10 protein-coding genes are annotated in these 12,136 nt (G+C 72.9%); 9 read left to right on the forward strand and 1 reads right to left on the reverse strand.

From position 1 onward, the window contains the following. Positions 1-110: 110 nt before the first annotated feature. The 6 genes from AAC134_RS06545 (at position 111) to AAC134_RS06570 (ending at position 7,729) form a co-directional block, all read left to right on the forward strand. A complete protein-coding gene (locus AAC134_RS06545) occupies positions 111-2,390 on the forward strand; it encodes a TRAP transporter fused permease subunit (protein ID WP_339948266.1) in 2,280 nt (759 codons plus the stop codon). After that, positions 2,387-3,532 (forward strand): acyl-CoA dehydrogenase family protein, encoded by a 1,146-nt coding sequence (locus tag AAC134_RS06550; RefSeq protein ID WP_339948267.1) that lies wholly within the window; start codon positions 2,387-2,389, stop codon positions 3,530-3,532. Before AAC134_RS06545 ends, AAC134_RS06550 begins: the two co-directional genes overlap by 4 nt. Beyond that, positions 3,529-4,881, forward strand: coding sequence for an MmgE/PrpD family protein (locus tag AAC134_RS06555; protein ID WP_339948268.1), 1,353 nt, complete (start codon positions 3,529-3,531; stop codon positions 4,879-4,881). Before AAC134_RS06550 ends, AAC134_RS06555 begins: the two co-directional genes overlap by 4 nt. A gap of 20 nt (positions 4,882-4,901) precedes the next feature. After that, positions 4,902-5,789, forward strand: coding sequence for an amidohydrolase family protein (locus AAC134_RS06560; RefSeq protein WP_339948269.1), 888 nt, complete (start codon positions 4,902-4,904; stop codon positions 5,787-5,789). Between the two features lie 294 nt (positions 5,790-6,083). Then, positions 6,084-6,881, forward strand: a complete 798-nt coding sequence (locus tag AAC134_RS06565) for an SDR family NAD(P)-dependent oxidoreductase (protein WP_339948270.1) — start codon at positions 6,084-6,086, stop codon at positions 6,879-6,881. A 62-nt stretch (positions 6,882-6,943) separates the two neighbouring features. Further along, positions 6,944-7,729 (forward strand): FkbM family methyltransferase, encoded by a 786-nt coding sequence (locus tag AAC134_RS06570; RefSeq protein WP_339948271.1) that lies wholly within the window; start codon positions 6,944-6,946, stop codon positions 7,727-7,729. A gap of 6 nt (positions 7,730-7,735) precedes the next feature. Here the strand turns inward: AAC134_RS06570 and AAC134_RS06575 are convergent, their stop codons facing one another. Continuing rightward, positions 7,736-8,629, reverse strand: a complete 894-nt coding sequence (locus tag AAC134_RS06575) for a helix-turn-helix domain-containing protein (RefSeq protein WP_339948272.1) — start codon at positions 8,627-8,629, stop codon at positions 7,736-7,738. A 56-nt stretch (positions 8,630-8,685) separates the two neighbouring features. On the opposite strand from AAC134_RS06575, the gene pobA reads away from it, so the two are divergent. The 3 genes from pobA to secD all read left to right on the forward strand — a co-directional run bounded on the left by pobA (position 8,686) and on the right by secD (position 12,131). Continuing rightward, on the forward strand, positions 8,686-9,855 hold the full coding sequence (gene pobA, locus AAC134_RS06580; RefSeq protein ID WP_339948273.1) for a 4-hydroxybenzoate 3-monooxygenase: 1,170 nt from the start codon (positions 8,686-8,688) through the stop codon (positions 9,853-9,855). Between the two features lie 243 nt (positions 9,856-10,098). Continuing rightward, a complete protein-coding gene (gene yajC, locus AAC134_RS06585) occupies positions 10,099-10,431 on the forward strand; it encodes a preprotein translocase subunit YajC (protein WP_339948274.1) in 333 nt (110 codons plus the stop codon). A gap of 32 nt (positions 10,432-10,463) precedes the next feature. Continuing rightward, positions 10,464-12,131, forward strand: coding sequence for a protein translocase subunit SecD (gene secD, locus AAC134_RS06590; RefSeq protein WP_339948275.1), 1,668 nt, complete (start codon positions 10,464-10,466; stop codon positions 12,129-12,131). Positions 12,132-12,136: the final 5 nt, after the last annotated feature.

Raw genomic sequence — 12,136 nt, forward strand, 5'->3', positions numbered from 1 at the left:
CGCCTCCGGTCCCGTCCTGCGACCGGGACGCGCGGCGGGGCGGACCTTCCTGTCCCTTCGCCCCCCTCCTTCTGCCCCTTTCCCTCTGATCGCGGAGCCCTCGACCGCCCATGTCGGCCCTTCCCCGTTCGGCCTTCCAGGCCCTGGCCGGGCCCTCGCCTGTGCCGCTGCGCCTGACGGCCTTCCTGATCGGCGCCGTCGCGACGCTGTTCGCGACGCTGCACCTCTATGCCGGGATCTACGGCGCGCCGCCGGCGATGCTGTTCCGCATGGTGCACCTGACGCTGGCGCTGGCGCTGGTGTTCCTGGCCTTCCCGCTGGGACGGAGCTGGGCCGAGCCGTGGAACGCCTGGACGATCCTCGACGCGCTGGGCTTCGGCCTCTCGGTCTGGCTGACCTGGTACTACGTGGCGACGCTCGACGGCTGGGCGCTGCGCCAGGTGATGATGTCGGAGGTCGACCTCTTCGCGGCCTGGGCGACGCTGATCCTGGTGTGCGAGGCGGTGCGCCGGACGCTGGGCCCGATCATCCTGATCGTGGCGGGGTTCTTCGTCCTGCACGCGCTTTTCGCCGACCACTTCCCCGGCATCTTCTACGGTCCGCCCGCCAGGCCCCTGACCCTGCTGCGGGCGCTGGTGGTGGGCGACGGCGGCATCTTCGGCGCGCCCATCGCGGTGATGGCCCAGTATGTGGTGCTGTTCATCCTGTTCGGGCAGCTGCTGGCGCTGGTCGGGGTGGGGGACTTCTTCCTGCGGCTGGCGTTCTCGCTGTTCGGGCATCGCACGGGGGGGCCGGCCAAGGCCTCGGTGATCTCGTCTGCGATGATGGGCACGCTCTCGGGCTCGGCCATCGGCAACGTGCTGACCACGGGGGCGTTCACCATTCCGCTGATGCGCCGGCTGGGCTACCGGCCGGCCTTCGCGGCGGGGACCGAGGCCGCGGCCTCGACCGGGGGGATGATCATGCCCCCGGTGATGGGCGCCATCGCCTTCATCATGGCCGAGTTCCTCGGCATGGAATACGTCGAGATCGTCATCGCGGCGATCATCCCCGCCGCGCTCTACTTCCTGGTGATCTTCCTCGCCGTCCATTTCGAGGCCAAGCGCACCGGCCTCGGCGCCCTGCCCAAGGACCGACTGCCGGTGACCCGAGAGGTGCTGCGGCGCGAGGGCTATCTGCTGTTCCCCATGGCCCTGATCGTGGGGGGGCTGGTGGCGGGCTTCTCGATCGTGCTGGTCGCGGTGATCGCCATCGCCGGCGCCTTCGTGATGGGCTTCGTGCGCCGGGCCACCTGGCCCACCCCGATCCGGGTGATGGAGGCGATGGAGGGCGCGGCGCGCGCCACCGCCAGCCTCTCGGCCACCGCCGCGGCGGCGGGGATCATCATCGGCGCGATCTTCGCCACCGGGCTCAGCTACCAGGTCACGCAGGGGGCGATCTCGGTGGCGGGCGACCACCTGTGGCTGCTGCTGGCGATGAGCGGGCTGATGGCCATCGTGCTGGGCATGGGGATGACCGCCTCGGCCGTCTACATCACCATGGTCGCCACCGTGATCCCGATCCTGCGAGCCGCCGGCGTGCCGGACATCGCGGCGCACATGTTCGCGCTTTATTTCGGCGTGGTCTCCAACATCACGCCCCCCATTGCGCTGGCGGCCTTCGCCGCGGCGCCGATCGCGGGGGCCAACCCGCTGGCGGCCTCGGTCGAGGCGGCCAAGCTGGGCGTGGCGGCCTTCGTGATCCCGGTGATGTTCGTCTACCAGCCCGCGCTCCTGATGATCGGCGATCCGCTGACCGTGATCTGGTCGACCGCCAGCGCGGCCATGGGGCTGACGGCGCTGGCGGCGGCCTTCGTGGGTTATCTCGTCTCGCCCCTCTCGATCCCGGCGCGGCTGGCGATGGTCGTGGGCGCCTTCATGATGATCGCGCCCGAGGGGGCGACCGACCTGATGGGCCTGGCGCTGGCCGCCGGCGCCGCCTTTGTCGACCACCGCTTCTCGGCCGGGCGCGCCGCGCGCCGGGTCGAGCGGCGCGAGGCCAGGGCCGACGCGGCCCCCCGCGGCCCCCTCGCCCGTTTCGCCGCCGCCCGGATGCGCCGCGCCGCGGCCGAGGACGGGGGCGAGGCGCACGCCGCCCCCTCCGACCCGCTCGCCGCCGTCACCGAGGCGCCGGGCGGGGTCGCAGAGCATCCCGGCCGCTCGCTCTGGCTCGGCTGGGGGGCGCTGGCGCTGTTCGCCGTGGCGATGGAGCTGATCGGTCGCCAGCACCTGCAGTCCCGCGACCCGGCGCTGTGGCTGGCGCTGATGGCCGGACTTTCCACCCTTCTCGTGGCGATGGCCGCCGGCGCCCTGGCGTTGGGCCGCCGCATGACCTCCCGGATGCCCGCATGATCGACTTCCAGCCGACCGACGACCAGCTTGCGATCCTCGAGACGGTGGACCGCTTCATGGCCCGTCGCCTGCCCCCCGAGGAGCAGCGCCGCCGAGATCTCGGCCACGTCCCCCCCTACGACCTGCTGCCCGAGATGGGCGAGCTGGGGCTGCTGGGCCTGCCGTTCCCCGAATCCTACGGCGGTCTCGCCCAGGACTGGCAGACCGTGGCGCTGGTGCAGGAGCGGATGGGCCTGCGCGGGCGCATGGCCGCCTCGATCCTCAACCGGGTGCTGGGTTTCGGGGGGATGTCGCTGATCGAGTACGGCTCGGACGCCCAGCGGCAGGCGTTCCTGCCCGGCCTGATCGAGGGCCGCCTGCTGTTCGCCCTGGCGCTGAGCGAGCCCGACGTCGGCTCCGACGCCGCCGGGGTGAAGCTGCGGGCCGAGCGGACGCCCTCGGGCTGGCGGATCAACGGCCGCAAGACCTGGATCTCGGACGCCGAGGGCGCGAGCCACCTCGTCACCATCGCCCGCACCGACCCCGACGCCAGCCGCCACGCCGGCATCTCGGTCCTGCTGGTCCCCACGGACGCGCCGGGCCTGACGCTGACCCCCATCGCCAAGCTCGGCAACAACTGCATGCCCAGCTTCGAGATCCTCTACGAGAACGTCGAGGTTCCCGAGGACGCGCTGATGGGCGCGGAGGGGCAGGGCTTTGCGGCCATGGCCACCACGCTGAAATACGGCCGCGGCGGGCTCGCGGCGTCCTGCGTCGGCGCGGCGCAGAGGGCGGTCGATATCGCGGTCGAGCACGCCAGGGAGCGGGTGCAGTTCGGCCGCCCCATCGGCGCCTTCCAGGCCGTCCAGCATCGCCTTGCCGACATGCAGATGCGCGTCGACCAGGCCCGCTTCTGCTGCTGGCACCTCGCCTGGCTGATCGCCCGCGGCAAACCCTGCGGGCGCGAGGCGAGCCAGGCCAAGATCGTCGCCTCCGAGGCGCTGCAATACGCCGCCCACCACGGCATGCAGATCCTCGCCTCGGCCGGCTACGCCGAGGAATCCGAGATGGCCCGCCTGTGGCGCGACGCCCGCCTGTTCTCCTTCGGCGAGGGCGCCAACGAGATCCAGCGCACCCTTGTCGCCAAGGGCATGGGGCTGTGAGCGAGCCCCTCTCCCGCGCCATCGGCGCCTTCGCGGCGGGGCTCGAATGGTCCGCCCTGACGCCCTCGCGGCGCGAGAAGGCGGCGCTGGCCTATGTCGACTTCCTCTCGCTCGCCGCCGCCGGCGCGATGCTGCCCGAGGCCGAGCCCGCGACCCTGCTGGCCGAGGACGGCCGGGTCTGCGTGCCGGGCGTCGGGCGGGCCCTGTCCTGCGGCGGCGCGATGGTGGCGCTGAGCTACATGGGCGCCCTCCTGCAGCTTCACGACGGCTTCGGGCGAGGGGGCAACCATCCCTCCTCGGTGATCGTGCCGGCCGTGCATGTCGCCGGCCGCGGCAAGCCGCTCGAGGAGATCCTGGCGGCCCTGGTCGCGGGCTACGAGATCGCCAACCGCCTGTCGGCGGCCACCCACCCCGAGCAGAGCCGCCGCGGCGCCGCCCCCACCGCCACCATGGGCGCGATCGGCGCCGCGGCCGCCTGCGGGCGGCTGCTGGGCCTCGATGCCGAGGCGCTGGGCCGGGCCGTCTCCATCGCCGCCATCGGGGCCCCGGTGGCGACCTACGAGGCGCTGCGCCTGCACGGCTCGGCGGTTCCGTTCCATGGCGGCTGGGCGGCGCGCGCGGGCTGGGAGGCGGCGCGGCTGGCGGGCGCCGGCCTCGACGGCGGCGCGACGGTTCTCGAGGGGCGGCCGGGCGCCGACGGGCTGCTGACCCTGCTCGCCGGGCGTCCCGCGCCGGTCCCCGATCCCGCCGGCTGGCAGGGCGAGACGCTCGACCTCGTGTTCTTCAAGCCCGTGCCCGGCTGCCGGCATGTGCAGCCCGCGGTCGAGGCCGCCCTCGACCTGCGCGAGGATCTGCCCGCCGACCCCGCCGCCATCGCGGCCGTGGCGATCGAGACCTACCCCCTGGCGCTCGCCTTCGCCGCCCTCCCCGACGGGCGCGACGAGCTTTATGACCGGCTGATGAGCGTGCCCTGGTGCGTCGCCTCGACCCTGCTGCGCGGCCCGCTGGAGCCGCAGGCGCTGGCCGAGCCCTCGGCCCCCGCGCTGACAGCCCTGGCCTCGCGCGTCTCGATGTGCGCGGCGGAGCCCTTCGTGGCCGGCTATCCCGCGGCGCTCGGCGCCCGCCTGACCGTGACGCTCGCCGACGGCCGCACGCTGACTTCCGAACGGCGCCTGGCCTATGGCGAGGCCGCCGATCCCGCGCTGCTGACCCCGCCGGGCGGACGCCTCGCGCCGCTCGACCGCGCCCGGCTGCTGGCGCGCGCCGGGGGCTTCCTCGAACCCGCCTGGGGCGCCGGCCCCGCCCGTCGCCTGATCGAGGGGGCGCTGGCCGCCTCCGCCCTCGCCTGAGCCAAGAAGAGAGACCCGCCATGCCCTTCCAGGGATCCATCGACGCCGTCGTGAACCTGTGGACCGACGAGGTGATGTCGCACCGCCCCGAGTGGCGCGACGGCTTCTTCGTCGACAAGATGAAGGTGGACGCCAGCACCTCGAAAGGCATCTCGATCGACGAGATGCTGCGCCGGATGGACGCCGCGGGGATCGAGCGCGGCTTCCTCGTCGCCCCCAAGGTCGGGCGCAAGGGCCACCCCTCGACCTGGCATCTGCCCTACGAGGTGGTGCTGGACGCGGTGAAGGCCCATCCCGACCGGTTCTTCGGGCTGGCCGGCCTCGACCCGACCGAAGGGATGAAGGGCGTGTGGGAGTTCCAGCGCGCCGTCGAGGACTACGGCTTCATCGGCGCCCACGGCTATCCGCACTGGTTCGAGATCGCCCCCGACGCGGCCCGCTGGTATCCGTTTTACGCCAAGTGCATCGAGCTTGACGTGCCGGTGCAGCTGCAGGTGGGTCAGTCGATGGTCTATGCGGCCGACTATCCCTGCCGTTCGGTCGGGCGGCCGATCACGCTGGACGCGGTGGCCTGCGACCTGCCCGAGCTGAAGCTGGTGGGCATCCACGTCGGCATCCCGTGGACCGAAGAGATGATCGCCATGGCCTGGAAGCACAAGAACGTCTACATCGGCTGCGACGCCCACCGGCCCAAGTACTGGCCGCAGGCGTTCACGCACTACATCAACAGCTTCGGGCAGGACAAGGTGATCTTCGGCACCGATTTCCCGGTGCTCGACTTCGAGAAGACCACCGCCGACATCGACGGGCTGGACCTCCGCCCCGCCGCCCTGCGCAAGCTGATGCGCGACAACGTCATCAAGCTCTACAAGCTCGATGCGCGTGGGGTGAGCTTTTCCGAGGGCTGACCGGCGGCGAGCGGGAGGCCCCGGATCAAGCCCGGGGCGCGCGCGCGCGCGCCCGGCCCGTGCGTCGGCCGGCACGATCAGGCGACGCGCGGGGCCGCCGCCGCGCGTTGCCCTCGACCCGCGCGGCCCCTAGTCTGCGCCGGCCGAGGCCCCGGACACAGGGGCCCGGCCGGGGAGGACCGACGATCCCGCTCGCGCCGAGCGCGCAGATGCGGAAAGTCCCGCCCGCGCGGCGCGCGGGCGCCGGCGCCTGTCCGATCCCGCCATGCCCCCCGGGGCCGCATCGGAGCCGCCATGTCCGACCACCGCCATTTCTCCCGCTCCGTCGCCGGACGCGTCGTCCTCGTCACCGGGGCGGGCGCGGGCATGGGGCGGGCCACCGCGCATGTCTTCGCCCGCGAGGGCGCCCATGTCGTCGTCGCCGACCTGCATGCCGAAACCGCCCAGGCCGTCGCCGTCGAGATCGACGCCGCCCGCGCCGGGGACCCCTCGGTCGGCGAGGCCCTGCCGCTCGCCTTCGACGTCGCCGACGAGGCGGCCGGGCGCGCGGCGCTGGCGGCGGTCGAGGCGCGCTTTGGCGCCCTCGATTTCCTGATCAACAACGCGGGCTTCCTGCAGACCTCCCCGCTGGAGGCGGAGGACTACGAGGCGATCTGGTCGCGCACGCTGGAAGTCATGCTCAGCGCCCACCAGCGGCTGATCCGGGCCGCGCTGCCGCTGCTGCGCCGCTCGGACTGCGCGCGGATCGTCAACATCTCCTCGACCGACGGGCTGGGCGCCTCGCCGCGACATTCGCCCTACACGGCCGCCAAGCACGGGGTGATCGGGCTGACCCGGGCGCTGGCGGTGGACCTCGGCCCCGAGGGGATCACGGTCAACGCCGTCTGCCCGGGCCCCGTGCGCACCGCGATCACCCGGGACATCCCCGAGGAGCACAAGGCGATCTTCGTGCGCCGTCGCGTGCCGCTGCGCCGCTATGCCGAGCCGGAGGAGGTCGCCCACGCCACCCTCTCGCTGTGCCTGCCCGCCTCGGGCTACATCACCGGCGCGGTCCTTCCCGTCGACGGCGGCATGACCATCCGCAACGCCTGAGCGCGCTTGCGCCGCGCCTCTGGCCGCGCCATTCCGGGCAGGTCCCGAGGCAGGAGGCCGCCATGCCCGATCCCCATCCCTCGCCCGAGGCCCGCGCCGCCGCGACGCTCGACACGGCGCGGCGCGATCTGATGGCCGCGCGGGCGGGCCTGATCGAGGCGTTGCGCGCCGACCGCTCCCGCCGCCGCGGCGCGCTGAACCTGCGCCTGCACGAGATCGAGCGGATGCTGGCCCCCGACACCGGGCACGCCAGCCAGGCCGGGCAGGACCGGGCGGTGGACCGGATCCTGGGCGGGATGACCGGCGGGGTCTTCGCGGACGTGGGCGGCTACGACGGCGTCACCGGCTCGAACACCCTGTTCTTCGAGCAGCGCCGCGGCTGGAGCGGCCTGCTGGTCGAACCCTCGCCCGCCAACCTCGCCGCCGCCCGCGCCGTCCGCCGCTGCCCCTGCCTCGGCGTGGCGGCGGCGGCCGAGGATGGCGAGGCCGAGTTCCTCGACATCTCGGCGGGCTACACGCAGATGAGCGGCCTGGTCGAAAGCTACGACCCCGGGCTGCTGACGACGGTCCGCGCCGATCCGCGCCATGCCGAGGCGCTGCGCCGCGTCCCCACCCGCCCCCTCGCCGCGATCCTGGACGAAGCCCCGCGCACGCCCGATTTCGTCTCGCTCGACATCGAGGGCGGGGAGGTCGCCGCCCTCTCGGTCTTCCCCTTCGCCCGCCACCCGGTGCGGGTCTGGGCGATCGAGAACAACGCCGCCACGCCCCGGATCCGCGCGATCATGGAGCCCGCCGGCTATCGTCTGGTCGAATTCTGCGGCCAGGACGAGATCTGGCTGAAGGCGTAGGGCCGCTCAGCGCTCCTCGCGGTAGGGACGGCGGAAGGCGCTGGGGCTGAGGCCGGTCTCGCGTCGGAAGGCGCGCGAGAAATAGGACGGGTCGTCGTAGCCCAGCCGATAGCCGACCTCGGCCACGTCCATCAGCGTGTAGGCGAGCAGGCGCCGCGCCTCCTGCATCCGCAGCGAGGCGAGGAACGCCGCCGGCGACTGGCCGGCCCGGGCGCGGGTCAGCCGCCCCAGATGCGTGGCCGAGCAGCCCAGCGCGCGGGCGTAGTCGCCGACCTTCCAGTCGCGCGCCAGCCGCTCGCGGGCCAGCGCCTCGAACGCCTCCATCCGGGCCTCGACGGCGCCGGGGGGACGGCCCTGGGCCGCGGCGGCGCGGGCCAGGCGCGCGACCAGCGCCAGCGCCAGCGCGCCGAGCAGGACCGCGCGCAGGGGGGCCGCGCCGCGCCATTCCGCGTGCAGCGCCTCGACCGCCGCGCGCAGGTCGGGGGCGCCCGGCAACAGGCGGGGCGCGCGGGCGAAGGCCACGAGGTCGGGGTCCGCGGCCGAGGCCAGCGCGGCGGAGGGGATCGAGATCACGTGCCCCCGCGTCCCCTCGACGAAACGGAAGCCGTGCACGACGCGCCGCGGCGCCCAGATCGCGCAGGGCGGAGACAGGGCATGGCGCGCCCCGTCCAGCTCCACCCAGCCGCCGCCCGAAGTGATGAAAAACACCTGCTCGAGCGCCGGATGCCGGTGGGGCGCGATCACCCAGTCATAGCGATGCGCCCGGTCCCAGATCCCTTCGCAATGCAGCACATCGGGGAAATCCCGCTGCTCTCCATAGAGCGCGTAGGCGGGAATCGGGGGCGTGGGGGCGGCGCGGTCCATGTTCGGAAAGTGCCGGAAACGCGCCGGGAAATCCATTCGCGCAGGCCCCCTCGCCGCCTAGTTTCGTCGGCGCCGAAACCAGCGGAGGGGCCATGCGCACGCAGGTCTGCATCATCGGAGGCGGCCCCTCGGGCCTGCTGCTGTCGCAGCTGCTGGCGGGGCGGGGCGTCGCCTCGGTGGTGCTCGAGCGGCGGACCCGCGCCCATGTCCTCTCCCGCATCCGGGCGGGGGTGCTCGAGCGCGGCATGGCCGACCTGCTGCGCGAGGCCGGCGCAGGGGCGCGCATGGACGCCGAGGGCTATGTCCACGACGGCGCCGTGATCTCCTGCGACGACCGGCGGCTGCGCATCGACTTCGCCCGGCTCGCCGACGCGCAGGTGCTGGTCTACGGCCAGACCGAGCTGACCCGCGACCTCTACGAGGCGCGCGAGGGGCAGGGCGCCGACCTGCGCTTCGACTGCGAGGGGGTCGAGATCCGCGGCGCCGACACCGAGGCGCCCTTCGTGACCTACCGCCACGGCGGGACCGAGCATCGCGTCGACTGCGATTTCGTCGCCGGCTGCGACGGCTTCCACGGCGTCTCGCGCGAGACCATTCCCAAGGCCCTGCGGCGGGAGTTCGAGAAGGTCTATCCCTTCGGCTGGCTCGGCATCCTCTCCCAGACGCCGCCGGCGCATGAGGAGCTGATCTACGCCTCCTCCGACCGGGGCTTCGCGCTCTGTTCGATGCGCAACGCCAAGCTCTCGCGCTACTACGTCCAGGCGCCGATGACCGACCGGGTCGAAGCCTGGTCCGACCAGGCCTTCTGGGACGAGCTGCGCCGCCGCCTGCCGGGCGAGGTCGCCGAGACGCTGGTCACCGGTCCCTCGATCGAGAAAAGCCTGGCGCCGCTGCGCTCGTTCGTGTGCGAGCCGATGCGCTGGGGGCGGCTGTTCCTGGTGGGGGATGCCGCCCATATCGTGCCGCCGACAGGGGCCAAGGGGCTCAACACCGCCGCCTCGGACGTGCGCTACCTGTTCGACGGGCTGGCCGCCTTCTACGCCGACGGCGAGGCGGAGGGGTTCGAGCGCTATTCCGACCGCGCGCTCGCCCGGGTCTGGAAGGCCGAGCGGTTCAGCTGGTGGATGACCACGCTCCTCCACCGCTTCCCCGAGCAGTCTGGCTTCGACCGGCGCATGCAGCAGGCCGACTTCGCCTTCCTGGCCGAGAACGAGGCGGCCCAGACGGCGCTGGCGCAGAATTACGTGGGCCTGCCCTATTGATCGGGGGCGGCGCGGCGCATTGAAATGCGCCCTACGGATTGGCGCGCGCTGACGGGCCCGCGAGTCCACGCGCGTTGACGGGGACGTGACCGCCTCCGGCCGGGGGCGCCCGGTCATGCCGCGGCAGGCCGCCTTGCATCGGCGCCGCCCGCGGCTATAGTCCGCGCGGCCTCGCGGGGCGGGGAGAGCCTCCCCATATGCGCCCGGGTCACCGATATTCGCGCCATATCACGAGGAGGCGGCATGTTCATCACCCCGGCCTACGCCCAGACGGGCGGAGGCGATCCGATGGGGGCCTTCGGCTCCTTCATCCCGCTGATCCTGATCTTCGCGATCTTCTACTTCCTGATGATCCGTCCTCAGCAGAAGCGCGCGAAGGAGCACAAGGCCATGCTCGGCGCGCTGCGCCGCGGCGACCAGGTGGTCACCGCCGGCGGCCTGATGGGCAAGGTCACCCGCGTCAAGGAAGGCGAGGACGAGATCGAGGTCGAGCTGGCCGAGAACGTGAAGGTCCGCGTCGTGCGCGGCACCATCGCCCAGGTCATCTCCAAGACCGAGCCGGTCAAGGACTCCTGATCCCCGCGCAGCCCTGAAGGCGGAGGGGGCCCATGCTCCAGTTCCCCACGTGGAAGGCGGCGATGGTGATCCTCGTCTGCCTTGCGGGCGTCGTGTTCTCGGCGCCCAACATCTTCTACCCGACGGTCGAGCAGGCCAACGACGCCCGCGCGGCCATCGAGGCGGGCCGGGACGGGCCCGAGCTCGAGGAAAAGGCTTCGGCCTGGCCCTCCTGGGCGCCCTCGGACCTGGTGAACCTCGGGCTCGACCTGCGCGGCGGCGCGCATCTGCTGGTCGAGGTCCACGTCGCGGACGTCTACGAGGAGCGGATGGACGCCCTGTGGCCCGAGGCCCGCGGCGTGCTGCGCGACCTGCGCGAGCAGGTCGGCGCCTTCCGCCGGGTGGGCGAGCGCCCCGACGCGCTCGAGATCCGGCTTGACGACGCCGCCGGCGCCGACGCGGCCGCCGAGGCGCTGCGCGGGCTGGCCCAGCCGGTCAACGCCGGTCTTCTGGGCGGCGGCGGGCCGGACCTGTCGGTCTCGGTCAACGGCGCCGTCGTCACCGCCGAGCTGACCGACCAGGCCAAGACCGCCATCGACGACCGCACCATGGCGCAGTCGCTCGAGATCGTGCGTCGCCGCATCGACGAGACCGGCACCCGCGAGCCGACCATCCAGCGCCAGGGCGCCGACCGCATCCTGGTGCAGGTCCCCGGCGTCGGCTCGGCCGAGGAGGTGCTGGCGATCATCGGCACCACCGCCAAGCTGACCTTCCACATGGTCGAGGGCACCACCCAGGACGCCGACTCGACCCCGCCTCCGGGTCAGGAGAAACTGCCCGACGCCGAACAGCCGGGCATGTTCTATCTGCTCGACGAGACGGCGATGATCACCGGCGACAGGCTGACCGACGCCCAGCCGGGCTTCGACAGCCGCTCGGGCCAGCCGGTGGTGAACTTCCGCTTCGACGTCGCCGGCGCGCGCCGCTTCGGCGAGGTGACGGCGGCCAATGTCGGGCGGCCCTTCGCGGTGGTGCTCGACGGCGCGGTGATCACCGCGCCCACCATCCGCGAGGCGATCACCGGCGGTTCGGGCCAGATCTCGGGCTCGTTCACGGTCGAGACCGCCAGCCAGCTCGCGATCCTGCTCCGCGCGGGCGCGCTGCCCGCCGAGATCACGGTGCTCGAACAGCGCACCGTCGGCCCGGATCTGGGCGCCGACTCCATTGCGGCGGGCGAGTTCGCGGTGGTCGTGGCCTTTGCGGCGGTGTTGATCTTCATGTTCGTCAGCTACGGGATGTTCGGCTTCTTCGCCAACATCGCGCTGCTGCTGAACGTGGCGATGCTGATGGCGCTGCTGAGCCTGATCGGGGCCACGCTGACCCTGCCGGGCATCGCGGGCATCGTGCTGACCATCGGCATGGCGGTCGACGCCAACGTGCTGATCTTCGAGCGGATACGCGAGGAGCTCAAGACCGCCCGAGGACCCGCGCGCGCCATCGAGGCCGGCTACGCCCGCGCCTTCACCTCGATCATCGACGCCAACGTGACCACGCTGATCGCGGCCTCGATCCTGTTCTTCATGGGCTCGGGCCCGGTGAAGGGCTTCGCGGTGACGCTGGCGCTGGGGATCGTGACCTCGGTGTTCTCGGCCACCATGGTCACCCGCCTGATGGTCGCCGCCTGGTTCGACCGGGCGCGGCCCAAGACGCTCAAGGTCTGAGGAGG

This window comes from uncultured Albimonas sp. (assembly GCF_963977235.1).
In the GTDB taxonomy this organism is placed as follows: Bacteria; Pseudomonadota; Alphaproteobacteria; order Rhodobacterales; family Rhodobacteraceae; genus Albimonas.